This is a genomic window from Burkholderia pseudomultivorans (assembly GCF_001718415.1).
In the GTDB taxonomy this organism is placed as follows: Bacteria; Pseudomonadota; Gammaproteobacteria; order Burkholderiales; family Burkholderiaceae; genus Burkholderia; species Burkholderia pseudomultivorans_A.
This window is the reverse complement of the sequence record NZ_CP013378.1, coordinates 1511905-1524249: the sequence shown is the minus strand read 5'-3', so window position 1 is coordinate 1524249 and position 12345 is coordinate 1511905. Positions and strand designations below refer to the sequence as shown.

Here is a 12345-nt window from a genome sequence, read left to right as displayed (position 1 = left end):
CCCTTTGGGGCGAACGGTGGGCTTAGTCAATCAAAAAAGCAACGCCCGTCGACGCTGCGCGGCGACAGGCAATGTGCCAGCACGAACGTGCCAGCACATCCTCAGATACGACGACGCTTCGGCGGACGGCAGCCGTTGTGCGGAATCGGGGTGACGTCCGAAATCGCGGTGATCTTGATGCCGAGGCCGTGCAGTGCGCGCACTGCCGACTCGCGACCCGGGCCCGGGCCCTTGATCCGCACTTCCAGATTCTTCACGCCGTATTCCATCGCGACGCGGCCAGCCGACTCGGCAGCAACCTGAGCAGCGAACGGCGTCGATTTGCGCGAGCCCTTGAAGCCCTGGCCGCCCGACGTCGCCCATGCCAGTGCGTTGCCTTGGCGATCGGTGATCGTGATGATCGTGTTGTTGAACGACGCGTGAACGTGAACCACGCCTTCAGCGACGTTCTTCTTAACCTTCTTGCGAACGCGTTGCGCCGCGGTGTTCGAAGCCTTAGCCATTACGTTTTCCTGTAACTGTCAGTTCCGCTTACTTCTTCAGCGCTTGCGCTGCACGACGCGGACCCTTGCGAGTACGTGCGTTCGTACGCGTACGCTGACCGCGCATCGGCAGGCCCTTGCGATGACGAACGCCGCGGTAGCAACCGAGGTCCATCAGGCGCTTGATGTTCATCGTCACTTCACGGCGCAGATCGCCTTCGACGACAAACTTGCCCACTTCTTCACGCAGCTTTTCCAGGTCTGCGTCGGTCAGATCCTTGACCTTCTTCGAAAAATCGACGCCAGCTGCCACGCAGATGCTGCGCGAACGGGTGCGGCCGATACCGAAGATAGCCGTCAGGCCGATCTCGGTATGCTGGTGATTCGGGATGTTAACCCCTGCGATACGAGCCATTGTTTTTCCTCAAACAAAAAGCGCAAACAAACGCGCGGTCAGCCTTGGCGCTGCTTGTGGCGCGGATCCGAGCTGCAGATCACGCGAACGACGCCTTTGCGCTTGATGATCTTGCAATTGCGGCAAATGCGCTTAACCGATGCCATCACTTTCATGATAATACCCTTTTTTCAAATCACTTCGCCCGGAACACGATCCGCGCACGAGACAGATCGTAAGGCGTCAATTCAACCGTCACCTTGTCGCCCGGGAGAATGCGGATGTAGTGCATCCGCATCTTTCCGGAGATATGCCCCAACACGACATGGCCGTTTTCCAGCTTCACGCGGAAGGTCGCATTCGGGAGGTTTTCGATCACCTCGCCCTGCATCTGGATTACATCGTCCTTGGCCATAAGTCCTTTTTAACGCATTGGGATGTTGCCGCCCTTGAAGTTGGCCTTCTTGAGCAGCGACTCATACTGTTGCGACATAACGTACGACTGCACCTGCGCCATGAAGTCCATCGTGACGACGACAATGATCAGCAGCGACGTTCCACCAAAATAAAACGGCACGTTCCAGCGCAGCACCAGGAATTCCGGCAGCAGACACACGAAGACGATGTAGATCGCACCGGCCAGCGTCAGACGCGTGAGGATGCGGTCGATATATCGTGCGGTCTGATCGCCCGGACGGATGCCCGGAACAAACGCGCCGCTCTTCTTCAGGTTGTCCGCAGTTTCCCTGCTGTTGAACACCAGTGCGGTGTAGAAGAAGCAGAAAAACACGATTGCCAGCGTGTACAGCAGCACATAGACCGGCTGGCCCGGCTTCAGCGCCTCCGCGACGTTATGCAACGTGTTGGAGATCCAGCTTCCCGACGGCTGACCCGTGCTGAACCAGCCGAGGATCGTTGCCGGGAACAGGATGATCGACGATGCGAAGATCGGCGGAATCACGCCCGACATGTTCAGCTTCAGCGGCAGGTGGGAAGACTGCCCGCCGTAGATCTTGTTGCCGACCTGGCGTTTCGCGTAGTTCACGAGGATCTTGCGCTGACCGCGTTCGATGAACACGACCAGGTAAGTCACCGCGGCAATCAGAACGACGATGATGATCGCCGAAATGATGCTCATCGAACCCGTACGCACCAGCTCGAACAACCCACCGACGGCATTCGGGAACCCTGCTGCGATCCCGCCGAAGATGATGATCGAGATACCGTTGCCCAGACCCCGCTCGGTGATCTGCTCGCCGAGCCACATCAGGAACATCGTGCCGGTGACCAGCGTCACGACCGTCGTCAGCCGGAACAGCATGCCGGGATCGATCACGAGACCAGGCTGGTTTTCCAGCGCGGCCGCGATACCGAATGCCTGGAAGGTCGCGAGCACCACGGTGAAATACCGCGTGTACTGCGTGATCTTCCGCTGCCCTGCCTGCCCTTCCTTCTTCAGCGCTTCCAGCTGCGGCGATACGATCGCCAGCAGCTGCATGATGATCGACGCCGAGATGTACGGCATGATCCCCAGCGCGAAGATCGTGAAGCGGGACAGTGCGCCACCCGAGAACATGTTGAACATGCCCAGGATGCCGCCCGCCTGGCTCTGGAACAGCTTAGCCAGTTGATCCGGATCGATGCCCGGCACGGGGATGTGCGCGCCGATGCGATAGACGATCAGCGCCAGGAGCAGGAACATCGCTCGCCGGCGCAGATCGCCGAATTTCGCCGTGCTTCGACCGGGTTTTGCAAGACTCGGGCTGTTAGCCAAGTACCTTCTCCGATGAATGCAAGTGACGACGCGCTACGCGTGTCACTCGGCGAACGAACCGCCAGCCGCTTCGATCGCAGCGCGCGCACCCTTGGTGGCGCCGAGACCCTTCACGACGATCTTGCGCTTCAGTTCGCCCGTGGCGATGATCTTTGCGCTCTTCGTCAGCTCGCCGACCAGGCCGGCTTGCTTCAGTGCGAGCAGATCGATTTCATCGACAGGCAGCTTCTCGAGGTCGCCCAGGCGCACTTCACCGACGAATTCCTTCGTCAGCGACGTGAAGCCGCGCTTCGGCAGACGACGTTGCAGCGGCATCTGACCGCCTTCGAAGCCGACCTTGTGAAAGCCGCCCGAACGCGATTTCTGACCCTTGTGACCACGGCCAGCCGTCTTGCCGAGGCCCGAACCGATGCCACGGCCGACGCGACGCTTGGCGTGCTTCGCGCCTTCTGCCGGCTTCAGGTTATTCAATTCCATATCAACTCCTTGATCCGTAGGGCCGCTTACGCGATGACCTTAACGAGGTACGAGACCTTGTTGATCATGCCGCGGACCGCCGGCGTGTCCTGCAGCTCGCTGACCGAGTTGAGTCGGCGCAGGCCCAGGCCACGCACGGTCGCGCGGTGCGATTCGCGGGTCCCGATCAGGCTCTTCACGAGCTGAACCTTGACAGTTTTTTCAGACATGGTGACCACCCGGGCTTAGCCCAAAATTTCTTCGACGGACTTGCCGCGCTTCGCCGCGATGTCTGCCGGGGTGGACTGCTTGCGCAGGCCGTCCAGCGTCGCACGGACGAGGTTGTACGGGTTCGTCGAACCGTGGCTCTTCGCCACGACGTTCTGAACGCCCATCACGTCGAACACTGCGCGCATCGGGCCGCCGGCGATCACGCCCGTACCGTCCTTCGCCGGAGCGAGGAGGACCGACGATGCGCCGTGCTTGCCGTGCACTTCGTGCTGCAGCGTGCCGTTCTTCAGCGGCACCTTGAACATGTTGCGGCGTGCTTGTTCCATTGCCTTCTGGACAGCGACCGGCACTTCCTTCGCCTTGCCCTTGCCCATACCGACGCGGCCATCACCGTCGCCGACCACGGTCAGTGCGGCGAAGCCGAGAATACGGCCACCCTTCACGACCTTGGTCACGCGGTTGACCGAAATCATCTTTTCGCGAAGGCCGTCGTCGCGCTCGTCAGCCTGAACTTTCGCTTGCATCTTTGCCATGACGAATTCCTTCCTTAGAACTTGAGCCCAGCTTCACGAGCTGCCTCAGCCAGCGCCTTCACGCGGCCGTGGTAGCGGAAGCCCGAGCGGTCGAAGGCGACGGATTCGATGCCGGCGGCCTTGGCCTTCTCGGCAATACGCTTGCCGATCAGCGTCGCGGCGGCGACGTTGCCACCCTTGCCCGACTTGTCTGCGAGCTCTGCACGCACTTCGGCTTCCAGCGTCGACGCGCTTGCCAGCACCTTGGTGCCGCACGGCGAAAACACTTGAGCGTAGATGTGCGTGTTCGTGCGATGCACGGCGAGACGCGCGACCTGCAGTTCGGCGATCTTGATACGCGTCTGGCGAGCGCGGCGCAGGCGAGATTGAGTCTTATCCATGATTGCGCACCCTTACTTCTTCTTCGTTTCTTTGAGGATCACAACCTCGTCGGAATAGCGCACGCCCTTGCCCTTGTACGGCTCCGGCGGACGGTAACCGCGGACTTCCGCAGCCACTTGACCGACTTGTTGCTTGTTGATCCCCTTGATCACGATTTCGGTTTGCGTCGGGGTTTCTGCCTTGACGCCTTCCGGCATCTGGTGCACCACCGGGTGCGAGAAACCCAGCGACAGGTTCAGCTTGTCGCCTTGCGCTTGCGCACGATAACCGACGCCAACCAGCGTCAGCTTGCGCTCGAAACCCTTGGTCACGCCGTGCACGGCATTCGCGATGATCGCGCGCATCGTGCCCGACATTGCATTTGCTTCGCGGCTTTCGTCCGCCGGCGACAGATTCAGCGTGCCGTCGTTGTTCGCCACCTTCACGAGCGGGTTGACCGCTTGCGTGATCGTGCCCAGCGGGCCCTTGACGGTAATCGTACCGTCGGCCAGCTTGACTTCCGCGCCTTGCAGCGCGATCGGGCTCTTACCTACTCGAGACATGTTTCTCTCTCCTTTCGGTTAAGCGACGTAGCAGATGACTTCGCCGCCGACGCCCGTAGCGCGCGCCTTGCGGTCGGTCATCACGCCCTTCGGCGTCGACACGATTGCCACACCGAGGCCGTTCATGACCTGCGGAATGTCGTTGCGGCCGCGGTACACGCGCAGGCCCGGCTTCGACACGCGCTCGAGGCGTTCGATGACCGGACGGCCGGCGTAGTACTTCAGCGCGATGTTCAGCTCTGCCTTCGCGCCTTCGCTCTTCACCGCGAAGTCGTCGATATAACCTTCGTCCTTCAGGACTTGTGCGATTGCAACCTTGACCTTCGACGAGGGCATCGCGACCGATACCTTCTCGACCATCTGCGCGTTGCGGATGCGAGTCAGCATATCGGCGATAGGATCACTCATGCTCATTTACGTTTCTCCTATTACCAGCTCGCCTTGGTCAGGCCAGGAATCTCGCCACGGAATGCGATTTCACGAATCTTGTTGCGCGCGAGGCCGAATTTGCGGAACGTGCCACGCGGGCGGCCCGTGATCGCGCAGCGGTTGCGCTGGCGGGTCGGGTTTGCGTTGCGGGGCAGTTGCTGCAGCTCCAGGCGTGCTTCGTAGCGCTCTTCTTCCGACTTGCTTTGGTCTTCGATGATCGCCTTCAGCGCTTCGCGCTTTGCTGCGAACTTCGCGACCAGGCGGGCGCGCTTCTTTTCACGTTCGATCAGTGCCAGTTTAGCCACGGTAACCTCAGTTTCTGAACGGGAACTTGAAGCTGGCGAGCAGTGCCTTTGCTTCGTCGTCGGTCTTCGCGGTCGTCGTGATGCTGATGTTCAGCCCACGCAGCGCGTCGATCTTGTCGTAATCGATTTCGGGGAAAATGATCTGCTCTTTCACACCGATGTTGTAGTTGCCACGGCCATCGAACGCACGACCCGACACGCCGCGGAAGTCGCGCACGCGGGGCAGCGCAACCGTCACGAAACGGTCGAGGAATTCGTACATCGCCTGGCCACGCAGCGTCACCATCGCACCGACCGGGTAGCCTTCGCGAATCTTGAAGCCTGCGATTGCCTTGCGGGCCTTCGTCACGACCGGCTTCTGACCTGCGATCTTCGCCAGATCGCCGACGGCGTGCTCGATCACCTTCTTGTCAGCGACGGCTTCGCCAAGACCCATGTTCAGGGTGATCTTGGTGAGGCGCGGCACTTCCATGATCGACTTGTAACCGAACTTCTCGATCAGACCGGGCACAACCTTTTCTTTGTAAAACTCTTGAAAACGAGCCATTTTTTACTCCGCTGCGTCAGGCGCTCAGTACAGCACCGGTCGTCTTCAGGAAGCGAACCTTCTTGCCTTCCTCGACCTTGATGCCAACACGCGACGCCTTGCCGTTCGCGTCGACAACTGCGACGTTCGAAATGTGGAGGGGCATCGTCTTCGCTTCCACGCCACCCGTCGTACCCTTCATCGGGTTCGGCTTGACGTGCTTCTTGACGAGGTTGATACCTTCAACCGTCACGCGGTCGGCGGCGACTGCCAGCACGACACCGCGCTTGCCCTTGTCCTTGCCTGCGATGACGATGACTTCGTCACCTTTGCGAATCTTGTTCATCGCGACTCCTTACAGCACTTCCGGCGCCAGCGAAACGATCTTCATGAATCGTTCGCTACGCAGCTCACGCGTGACCGGCCCGAAGATACGGGTGCCGATTGGCTCGAGCTTGTTATTCAAAAGCACAGCGGCGTTGCCGTCGAACTTGATCAGCGAGCCGTCTTGACGGCGCACGCCCTTGGCGGTGCGGACCACCACGGCGTTGTAGATTTCGCCTTTCTTCACACGCCCGCGCGGCGTTGCCTCTTTGACGCTCACCTTGATGATGTCGCCAATGCTGGCATAACGACGCTTCGAGCCGCCGAGCACCTTGATGCACATGACTTCACGCGCACCCGTGTTGTCGGCCACTTCAAGCCGAGATTCGGTCTGGATCATGGTTTGTCTTTCCCAACTTAATCCGGATGCACCACCATGATGCATTCGGTCAGTCTTGGTCCCGTCAGCCAATCGGCTGCTTGGGTTGGAACAGCAGCGACGGCAAACGAAACCCGCCATCGCAATTCGGTGAATCTTTCGGAGCAGGCTGGCGCCTGTCCGCTTCCCCCACCAACTTCGCCCGCGACGGGGCTCCCATAAAGAGGGAAGACCAGGATTATAACAAATAATCCTGGTCCCGCAAGCAAAAACTTTGCGATTTCAAGCACTTCGTGGAGAAGTGCCTGTTACTTCTACTGCTCTGCCCGCTTAGATGACGCGGGCTGCCTCGACGAGACGCGCCACCGACCAGGCCTTCGTCTTCGAAACAGGACGGGTTTCCTGGATTTCGACGAGATCGCCTTCGTTGTAGGTGTTCGCTTCATCGTGCGCGTGGTACTTCTTCGAACGCACGACATACTTGCCGTAGATCGGGTGCTTGACGCGGTGCTCGACCAGCACGGTGACGGTCTTGTCCATCTTGTTGCTGACGACCCGACCGACCAGCGTCCGCTTCAGCGAGGTTTTCACGCTATCGTTCATTTCTGGTTCGCCTTCTGAGTCATGACGGTCCGCACACGTGCGATGTCGCGACGAACCTTCTTCAGCTGGCTCGTGTTCGTGAGCTGCTGGGTCGCGAGTTGCATGCGCAGGCCGAATTGCGCCTTCAGCAGGTCCGCCAGCTCTTTATTGAGCGCGGCCTGGTCTTTCTGGAGAAGTTCGGAAGCCTTCATGTTTTCTCCTTAGGCGCCGAGCTGGCGCACGATGAACGTGGTCTGGATCGGCAGCTTCGCTGCAGCCAGACGGAACGCTTCACGTGCCAGTTCTTCGGATACGCCGTCCATTTCGTACAGCATCTTGCCCGGCTGAATCTCGGCCACGTAGTACTCCGGGTTACCCTTACCGTTACCCATACGTACTTCGGCCGGCTTCTGCGAAATCGGCTTGTCCGGGAAAATGCGAATCCAGATGCGGCCGCCGCGCTTGATGTGACGCGTCATGGCACGACGCGCCGCTTCAATCTGACGTGCGGTCAAACGACCGCGACCGATCGCCTTCAGGCCGAATTCACCGAACGACACGGCGTTGCCGCGCGTCGCCTTGCCGGTGTTACGACCCTTCTGCTCTTTGCGATACTTCCTGCGTTTCGGTTGCAGCATCGTTATTCTCCAGTCTTGCCGTCTTCCGGCTTGCCGGCGCCACGGCGCGGTGCGCCACGACGAGCACCCGGAGCGCCGCCTTCGCCGTCACGGCGCGGACGACGGTCGCCCGGACGCGCATTGCGACGCGGACGCTTGTCTTCGGCTACTTCTTCCACCACCGGCGCGTCGTTGCGGCCAAGGGTATCGCCCTTGTACACCCACACCTTGACGCCGATGATCCCGTAGGTCGTCTTCGCTTCCGAGGTCGCGTAGTCGATATCGGCACGCAGCGTGTGAAGCGGCACGCGACCTTCGCGATACCACTCCGTACGCGCGATTTCGATACCGTTCAGACGGCCCGCGCTCATGATCTTGATGCCCTGGGCACCCAGACGCATCGCGTTCTGCATCGCACGCTTCATCGCGCGACGGAACATGATCCGGCGCTCGAGCTGTTGCGTGATCGAGTCGGCGATCAGCTGAGCATCGGTTTCCGGCTTGCGGATCTCTTCGATGTTGACGTGAACCGGCACGCCCATGCGGCGTTGCAGTTCCGTCTTCAGCTGTTCGATGTCCTCACCCTTCTTGCCGATGACGACGCCCGGACGCGAGCTGAAAATCGTGATGCGCGCATTCTTGGCCGGACGCTCGATGACGACGCGACCGACCGAAGCGTTCTTCAGCTTCTTCTTCAGGTACTCACGAACACCGATGTCTTCCTGCAGCATCGCCGCGAAATTGTTGTTGTTCGCGTACCAGCGCGAAGCCCAATTGCGGCTGACAGCCAGGCGGAAGCCAGTCGGATGAATTTTCTGTCCCATCGTATGGCTCCTTAATTCCCGACCGTCACAGTGATGTGACAGGATTGCTTCTCAATGCGGTTGCCGCGGCCCTTGGCGCGCGCGGTGAACCGCTTGAGCGATGCAGCCTTGTCGACGTAGATGCTCTTGATCTTGAGCTCGTCGATATCGGCGCCTTCGTTGTGCTCCGCATTCGCGATCGCCGACAGCACGACCTTCTTCACGATGCCAGCCGCCTTCTTCGGCGAGAACGTCAGAACGTTCAGCGCCTTGTCGACCGGCAAACCGCGGATCTGGTCAGCCACAAGGCGCGTCTTTTGCGCCGAGATGCGGGCACCGCGATGAATTGCTTTCACTTCCATCTTGATAGCCCCTTATTTCTTGGCCTTCTTGTCGGCCGCGTGACCCTTGAACGTACGGGTCAGTGCGAACTCGCCAAGCTTGTGGCCGACCATGTTTTCCGAGATGTACACCGGAACGTGTTGACGGCCGTTGTGAACGGCGATCGTCAGACCGATGAAATCCGGGAGGATCGTCGAGCGACGCGACCAGGTCTTGATCGGCTTCTTGTCACGCGAAGCTGCAGCCGCCTCAACTTTCTTCAGCAAATGGGCGTCGCAGAACGGACCTTTTTTAACAGAACGTGCCATTGCCTACTCCTTAACGCTTGTGACGGCGCTGGACGATCATCGTCGTCGTGCGCTTGTTGCGACGCGTACGGAAGCCCTTCGTCGGCGTGCCCCACGGGCTCACCGGGTCGCGGCCCGCTGCGGTACGGCCCTCACCACCACCGTGCGGGTGGTCGATCGGGTTCATTGCCACGCCACGCACCGTCGGACGGATACCGCGCCAGCGATTCGCACCGGCCTTGCCGATCTGGCGCAGGCTGTGCTCTTCGTTGCCGACTTCACCGATCGTTGCACGGCATTCGATATGCACGCGGCGGATTTCGCCCGAGCGCAGACGAACCTGCGCGTACACGCCTTCACGTGCGAGCAGCATGGCCGACGTACCGGCCGAACGCGCCATTTGCGCGCCCTTGCCCGGCAGCATCTCGATGCAGTGGATCGTCGTACCGACCGGAATGTTGCGGATCGGCAGCGTGTTGCCTGCGCGGATCGGCGCTTCCGAACCCGACATGAGCTGCTGGCCAACCGTCACGCCCTTCGGCGCGATGATGTAGCGGCGCTCGCCGTCGGCGTACAGAACCAGCGCGATGTTCGCGCTGCGGTTCGGGTCGTACTCGAGACGCTCGACCTTCGCCGGGATGCCGTCCTTCGTGCGACGGAAATCGATCACGCGGTAGTGCTGCTTGTGACCACCACCCTGGTGACGCGTCGTGATGCGACCGTTGTTGTTGCGACCGGCCTTGGAGCTCTGCGTGTCGAGCAGCGCAGCGTGCGGCTTGCCCTTGTGCAGGTCCTTGTTGACGATCTTGACCATCGCGCGGCGACCCGGCGATGTCGGCTTGACTTTGACGATTGCCATGGTTAGTTGGCCTCCGCTTCAAAGTTGATTTCCTGGCCGGGCTTCAGGCACACATATGCCTTCTTCACGTCCTTGCGGCGGCCCATCGAACGGCCGAAGCGCTTTTGCTTGCCCTTCTGAACCAGCACGTTGACGGAATCAACTTCAACCTTGAACAGCAGCTCGACAGCCGCCTTCACTTCCTGCTTCGTGGCATCCGGCGCGACTTCGAATACGACTTGCTCGTTCTTGTCGGCAACCAGCGTCGCCTTTTCGGAAATCACCGGTGCGAGCAGGACCTGCATCAAACGATGATCGTTCTTGCGAATCTCGCTCATGACAGCAACTCCTCGATCTGGGCGACCGCAGCCTTCGTGACCAGCACTTTCTTGAAGTAGATCAGCGACAGCGGGTCAGCGTAGCGCGGCTCGACAACTGCCACGTGCGGCAGGTTGCGCGAAGCCAGGTACAGGTTTTCGTCGACCGTGTCGGTAATGATCAACACGGATTCGAGGCCCATGGCCTTGAACTTGTCGGCCAGCAGCTTGGTCTTCGGCGCTTCGAGGAGGATGTCCTCCACGACCGACAGACGGCCTTCGCGGGCCAGCTGCGAGAAGATCGAGCAGAGACCTGCGCGATGCATCTTCTTGTTGACCTTGTGCGAGAAGTTTTCTTCCGGCGAATTCGGGAAGATACGACCACCGCCACGCCACAACGGGCTCGACGACATACCGGCACGAGCGCGGCCCGTACCCTTCTGACGCCACGGCTTCTTCGTCGTGTGCTTGACTTGCTCACGGTCCTTCTGCGCGCGGTTACCCTGGCGAGCATTCGCCTGGTAAGCGACGACGACCTGGTGGATCAGCGCTTCGTTGTAGTCACGACCGAACACGACGTCCGATGCGTTGACCACTGCACCTTCCTGACCATTTTCGTTCAGGAGCTTGAGTTCCATTATTTCGCCCCCTTGGTCTTCACGGCCGGCGTGACGAACACTTTGCCGCCCTTCGCACCCGGAATCGCGCCCTTGACGAGCAGCAGCTTGCGCTCTGCGTCGATACGAGCGATTTCGAGGTTCTGCACCGTCACCGTCACGTCACCCATGTGACCCGTCATGCGCTTGCCCGGGAACACGCGACCCGGATCCTGCGCCATACCGATCGAGCCCGGCACGTTGTGCGAGCGCGAGTTACCGTGGGATGCACGACCCGAACCGAAGTTGTAGCGCTTGATGGTACCGGCGTAGCCCTTACCGATCGACACGCCTTGCACGTCGACCTTCTGGCCCACTTCGAACAGGTCCGGACCGACGATGGCGCCATTCGACAGCTCGGCTGCCTTGGCCGCATCGATGCGGAATTCCTTGAGGATTTCACCGGCTTCGACACCGGCTTTGGCGAGATGACCTGCCAGCGGCTTCGTCACGCGCGATGCGCGGCGGGAGCCGAATGCAACCTGAACGGCCGTGTAGCCGTCGGTTTCAACAGTCTTGATCTGCGTCACGCGGTTGTCCGACACGTCCAGCACGGTGACGGGAATCGAATCCCCTTCAGCCGTGAAGATACGGGTCATGCCAACCTTGCGACCTACGAGTCCAAGGCTCATCGTTTTCTCCATTCCCGACTGCGATTGGTCGGGGCTGATTTACAAAATGCCGGGTACGCAAGACCCGACTTTTTTACGCGAATGCGCGAAAAGCCTAGCATTATAGCAAGGCCCCTCGTTTTCTGCAAGCAATCAAAGACTTAGCGCCACCCGGCAAGCCGGATAGCGCCCAAAGCCTTACTGCAGCTTGATCTCCACGTCGACGCCAGCCGGCAGATCGAGCTTCATCAGCGCGTCGACCGTCTTGTCGGTCGGATCGACGATGTCCATCAGGCGCTGGTGGGTACGGATTTCGAGCTGATCGCGCGACGTCTTGTTGACGTGCGGCGAACGCAGGATGTCAAAACGCTGAATGCGCGTCGGCAGCGGCACCGGGCCACGGACGATTGCACCCGTCCGCTTCGCGGTATCGACGATCTCGGCTGCCGATTGATCGATCAGACGATAGTCGAAAGCCTTCAGGCGAATGCGGATTTTCTGTTGCTGCATGACGATTCCTTGAAAAGAGCGAGGCG

General features: G+C 60.2%; 26 protein-coding genes. All 26 read right to left on the bottom strand.

Features of this window, described 5'->3' with window-relative positions; all coding sequences use genetic code 11:
* Positions 1 to 101: 101 nt before the first annotated feature.
* Complete coding sequence (gene rpsK / locus WS57_RS19400) at positions 102 to 503, bottom strand: 30S ribosomal protein S11 (protein ID WP_004197937.1); 402 nt, start codon at positions 501 to 503, stop codon at positions 102 to 104.
* Between the two features lie 28 nt (positions 504 to 531).
* Positions 532 to 897, bottom strand: coding sequence for a 30S ribosomal protein S13 (gene rpsM / locus WS57_RS19395; protein ID WP_006400641.1), 366 nt, complete (start codon positions 895 to 897; stop codon positions 532 to 534).
* A gap of 38 nt (positions 898 to 935) precedes the next feature.
* The gene (rpmJ, locus tag WS57_RS19390; RefSeq protein WP_004199844.1) at positions 936 to 1052 is read right to left on the bottom strand and encodes a 50S ribosomal protein L36; all 117 of its coding nucleotides are present in this window, start codon (positions 1050 to 1052) and stop codon (positions 936 to 938) included.
* Positions 1053 to 1072: 20 nt separating this feature from the next.
* Positions 1073 to 1291, bottom strand: a complete 219-nt coding sequence (gene infA / locus WS57_RS19385) for a translation initiation factor IF-1 (protein WP_004521905.1) — start codon at positions 1289 to 1291, stop codon at positions 1073 to 1075.
* Positions 1292 to 1300: 9 nt separating this feature from the next.
* Positions 1301 to 2650: a preprotein translocase subunit SecY gene (gene secY, locus WS57_RS19380; protein WP_006400642.1), complete on the bottom strand. Its 1350-nt coding sequence runs from the start codon at positions 2648 to 2650 to the stop codon at positions 1301 to 1303.
* 42 nt (positions 2651 to 2692) lie between these two features.
* The gene (gene rplO / locus WS57_RS19375; RefSeq protein ID WP_009687202.1) at positions 2693 to 3127 is read right to left on the bottom strand and encodes a 50S ribosomal protein L15; all 435 of its coding nucleotides are present in this window, start codon (positions 3125 to 3127) and stop codon (positions 2693 to 2695) included.
* Between the two features lie 26 nt (positions 3128 to 3153).
* A complete protein-coding gene (gene rpmD, locus WS57_RS19370; protein WP_006400644.1) occupies positions 3154 to 3336 on the bottom strand; it encodes a 50S ribosomal protein L30 in 183 nt (60 codons plus the stop codon).
* 15 nt (positions 3337 to 3351) lie between these two features.
* Positions 3352 to 3870: a 30S ribosomal protein S5 gene (gene rpsE, locus WS57_RS19365; RefSeq protein WP_009687201.1), complete on the bottom strand. Its 519-nt coding sequence runs from the start codon at positions 3868 to 3870 to the stop codon at positions 3352 to 3354.
* A gap of 14 nt (positions 3871 to 3884) precedes the next feature.
* Positions 3885 to 4250: a 50S ribosomal protein L18 gene (gene rplR, locus WS57_RS19360; RefSeq protein ID WP_006400645.1), complete on the bottom strand. Its 366-nt coding sequence runs from the start codon at positions 4248 to 4250 to the stop codon at positions 3885 to 3887.
* A 12-nt stretch (positions 4251 to 4262) separates the two neighbouring features.
* Complete coding sequence (rplF, locus tag WS57_RS19355; protein WP_009687200.1) at positions 4263 to 4793, bottom strand: 50S ribosomal protein L6; 531 nt, start codon at positions 4791 to 4793, stop codon at positions 4263 to 4265.
* A gap of 18 nt (positions 4794 to 4811) precedes the next feature.
* The gene (gene rpsH / locus WS57_RS19350) at positions 4812 to 5207 is read right to left on the bottom strand and encodes a 30S ribosomal protein S8 (RefSeq protein ID WP_009687199.1); all 396 of its coding nucleotides are present in this window, start codon (positions 5205 to 5207) and stop codon (positions 4812 to 4814) included.
* 14 nt (positions 5208 to 5221) lie between these two features.
* Entirely contained in the window at positions 5222 to 5527 is a 306-nt protein-coding gene (rpsN, locus tag WS57_RS19345; protein WP_006400648.1) for a 30S ribosomal protein S14, read from the bottom strand.
* 7 nt (positions 5528 to 5534) lie between these two features.
* Positions 5535 to 6074, bottom strand: a complete 540-nt coding sequence (rplE, locus tag WS57_RS19340) for a 50S ribosomal protein L5 (RefSeq protein ID WP_009687198.1) — start codon at positions 6072 to 6074, stop codon at positions 5535 to 5537.
* 16 nt (positions 6075 to 6090) lie between these two features.
* Complete coding sequence (gene rplX / locus WS57_RS19335) at positions 6091 to 6399, bottom strand: 50S ribosomal protein L24 (protein WP_006400650.1); 309 nt, start codon at positions 6397 to 6399, stop codon at positions 6091 to 6093.
* Positions 6400 to 6408: 9 nt separating this feature from the next.
* A complete protein-coding gene (gene rplN / locus WS57_RS19330; RefSeq protein WP_004197951.1) occupies positions 6409 to 6777 on the bottom strand; it encodes a 50S ribosomal protein L14 in 369 nt (122 codons plus the stop codon).
* Positions 6778 to 7086: 309 nt separating this feature from the next.
* A complete protein-coding gene (gene rpsQ / locus WS57_RS19325) occupies positions 7087 to 7359 on the bottom strand; it encodes a 30S ribosomal protein S17 (protein WP_009687197.1) in 273 nt (90 codons plus the stop codon).
* Positions 7356 to 7550, bottom strand: a complete 195-nt coding sequence (rpmC, locus tag WS57_RS19320; RefSeq protein WP_006400652.1) for a 50S ribosomal protein L29 — start codon at positions 7548 to 7550, stop codon at positions 7356 to 7358. Before rpmC ends, rpsQ begins: the two co-directional genes overlap by 4 nt.
* Before the next feature lie 9 nt (positions 7551 to 7559).
* Positions 7560 to 7976: a 50S ribosomal protein L16 gene (gene rplP, locus WS57_RS19315; protein WP_006400653.1), complete on the bottom strand. Its 417-nt coding sequence runs from the start codon at positions 7974 to 7976 to the stop codon at positions 7560 to 7562.
* 2 nt (positions 7977 to 7978) lie between these two features.
* Positions 7979 to 8779, bottom strand: coding sequence for a 30S ribosomal protein S3 (gene rpsC, locus WS57_RS19310; RefSeq protein ID WP_009687196.1), 801 nt, complete (start codon positions 8777 to 8779; stop codon positions 7979 to 7981).
* 11 nt (positions 8780 to 8790) lie between these two features.
* On the bottom strand, positions 8791 to 9120 hold the full coding sequence (gene rplV / locus WS57_RS19305; RefSeq protein ID WP_004199272.1) for a 50S ribosomal protein L22: 330 nt from the start codon (positions 9118 to 9120) through the stop codon (positions 8791 to 8793).
* A gap of 12 nt (positions 9121 to 9132) precedes the next feature.
* Positions 9133 to 9408, bottom strand: coding sequence for a 30S ribosomal protein S19 (gene rpsS, locus WS57_RS19300; protein WP_004199273.1), 276 nt, complete (start codon positions 9406 to 9408; stop codon positions 9133 to 9135).
* Positions 9409 to 9418: 10 nt separating this feature from the next.
* The gene (gene rplB / locus WS57_RS19295) at positions 9419 to 10246 is read right to left on the bottom strand and encodes a 50S ribosomal protein L2 (protein WP_009687195.1); all 828 of its coding nucleotides are present in this window, start codon (positions 10244 to 10246) and stop codon (positions 9419 to 9421) included.
* Between the two features lie 2 nt (positions 10247 to 10248).
* Positions 10249 to 10563 (bottom strand): 50S ribosomal protein L23, encoded by a 315-nt coding sequence (gene rplW / locus WS57_RS19290; RefSeq protein ID WP_009687194.1) that lies wholly within the window; start codon positions 10561 to 10563, stop codon positions 10249 to 10251.
* Positions 10560 to 11180: a 50S ribosomal protein L4 gene (gene rplD / locus WS57_RS19285; RefSeq protein WP_009687193.1), complete on the bottom strand. Its 621-nt coding sequence runs from the start codon at positions 11178 to 11180 to the stop codon at positions 10560 to 10562. The genes rplW and rplD overlap by 4 nt, the downstream gene beginning before the upstream one ends.
* Positions 11180 to 11830 carry a 50S ribosomal protein L3 gene (gene rplC, locus WS57_RS19280; protein ID WP_009687192.1) on the bottom strand — a complete coding sequence of 217 codons (651 nt, stop codon included), beginning with the start codon at positions 11828 to 11830 and terminating at the stop codon, positions 11180 to 11182. The genes rplD and rplC overlap by 1 nt, the downstream gene beginning before the upstream one ends.
* A gap of 177 nt (positions 11831 to 12007) precedes the next feature.
* Positions 12008 to 12319, bottom strand: a complete 312-nt coding sequence (gene rpsJ, locus WS57_RS19275) for a 30S ribosomal protein S10 (protein ID WP_004199280.1) — start codon at positions 12317 to 12319, stop codon at positions 12008 to 12010.
* Positions 12320 to 12345 lie beyond the last annotated feature (26 nt).

What these genes read in the sequence shown, in the direction of transcription:
- rpsK (WP_004197937.1), bottom strand. Translation starts at nt 503, where the DNA reads ATGGCTAAGGCTTCGAACACCGCGGCGCAACGCGTTCGCAAGAAGGTT.
- rpsM (WP_006400641.1), bottom strand. Translation starts at nt 897, where the DNA reads ATGGCTCGTATCGCAGGGGTTAACATCCCGAATCACCAGCATACCGAG.
- rpmJ (WP_004199844.1), bottom strand. Translation starts at nt 1,052, where the DNA reads ATGAAAGTGATGGCATCGGTTAAGCGCATTTGCCGCAATTGCAAGATC.
- infA (WP_004521905.1), bottom strand. Translation starts at nt 1,291, where the DNA reads ATGGCCAAGGACGATGTAATCCAGATGCAGGGCGAGGTGATCGAAAAC.
- rplO (WP_009687202.1), bottom strand. Translation starts at nt 3,127, where the DNA reads ATGGAATTGAATAACCTGAAGCCGGCAGAAGGCGCGAAGCACGCCAAG.
- rpmD (WP_006400644.1), bottom strand. Translation starts at nt 3,336, where the DNA reads ATGTCTGAAAAAACTGTCAAGGTTCAGCTCGTGAAGAGCCTGATCGGG.
- rpsE (WP_009687201.1), bottom strand. Translation starts at nt 3,870, where the DNA reads ATGGCAAAGATGCAAGCGAAAGTTCAGGCTGACGAGCGCGACGACGGC.
- rplR (WP_006400645.1), bottom strand. Translation starts at nt 4,250, where the DNA reads ATGGATAAGACTCAATCTCGCCTGCGCCGCGCTCGCCAGACGCGTATC.
- rplF (WP_009687200.1), bottom strand. Translation starts at nt 4,793, where the DNA reads ATGTCTCGAGTAGGTAAGAGCCCGATCGCGCTGCAAGGCGCGGAAGTC.
- rpsH (WP_009687199.1), bottom strand. Translation starts at nt 5,207, where the DNA reads ATGAGCATGAGTGATCCTATCGCCGATATGCTGACTCGCATCCGCAAC.
- rplE (WP_009687198.1), bottom strand. Translation starts at nt 6,074, where the DNA reads ATGGCTCGTTTTCAAGAGTTTTACAAAGAAAAGGTTGTGCCCGGTCTG.
- rplX (WP_006400650.1), bottom strand. Translation starts at nt 6,399, where the DNA reads ATGAACAAGATTCGCAAAGGTGACGAAGTCATCGTCATCGCAGGCAAG.
- rplN (WP_004197951.1), bottom strand. Translation starts at nt 6,777, where the DNA reads ATGATCCAGACCGAATCTCGGCTTGAAGTGGCCGACAACACGGGTGCG.
- rpsQ (WP_009687197.1), bottom strand. Translation starts at nt 7,359, where the DNA reads ATGAACGATAGCGTGAAAACCTCGCTGAAGCGGACGCTGGTCGGTCGG.
- rpmC (WP_006400652.1), bottom strand. Translation starts at nt 7,550, where the DNA reads ATGAAGGCTTCCGAACTTCTCCAGAAAGACCAGGCCGCGCTCAATAAA.
- rplP (WP_006400653.1), bottom strand. Translation starts at nt 7,976, where the DNA reads ATGCTGCAACCGAAACGCAGGAAGTATCGCAAAGAGCAGAAGGGTCGT.
- rpsC (WP_009687196.1), bottom strand. Translation starts at nt 8,779, where the DNA reads ATGGGACAGAAAATTCATCCGACTGGCTTCCGCCTGGCTGTCAGCCGC.
- rplV (WP_004199272.1), bottom strand. Translation starts at nt 9,120, where the DNA reads ATGGAAGTGAAAGCAATTCATCGCGGTGCCCGCATCTCGGCGCAAAAG.
- rpsS (WP_004199273.1), bottom strand. Translation starts at nt 9,408, where the DNA reads ATGGCACGTTCTGTTAAAAAAGGTCCGTTCTGCGACGCCCATTTGCTG.
- rplB (WP_009687195.1), bottom strand. Translation starts at nt 10,246, where the DNA reads ATGGCAATCGTCAAAGTCAAGCCGACATCGCCGGGTCGCCGCGCGATG.
- rplW (WP_009687194.1), bottom strand. Translation starts at nt 10,563, where the DNA reads ATGAGCGAGATTCGCAAGAACGATCATCGTTTGATGCAGGTCCTGCTC.
- rplD (WP_009687193.1), bottom strand. Translation starts at nt 11,180, where the DNA reads ATGGAACTCAAGCTCCTGAACGAAAATGGTCAGGAAGGTGCAGTGGTC.
- rplC (WP_009687192.1), bottom strand. Translation starts at nt 11,830, where the DNA reads ATGAGCCTTGGACTCGTAGGTCGCAAGGTTGGCATGACCCGTATCTTC.
- rpsJ (WP_004199280.1), bottom strand. Translation starts at nt 12,319, where the DNA reads ATGCAGCAACAGAAAATCCGCATTCGCCTGAAGGCTTTCGACTATCGT.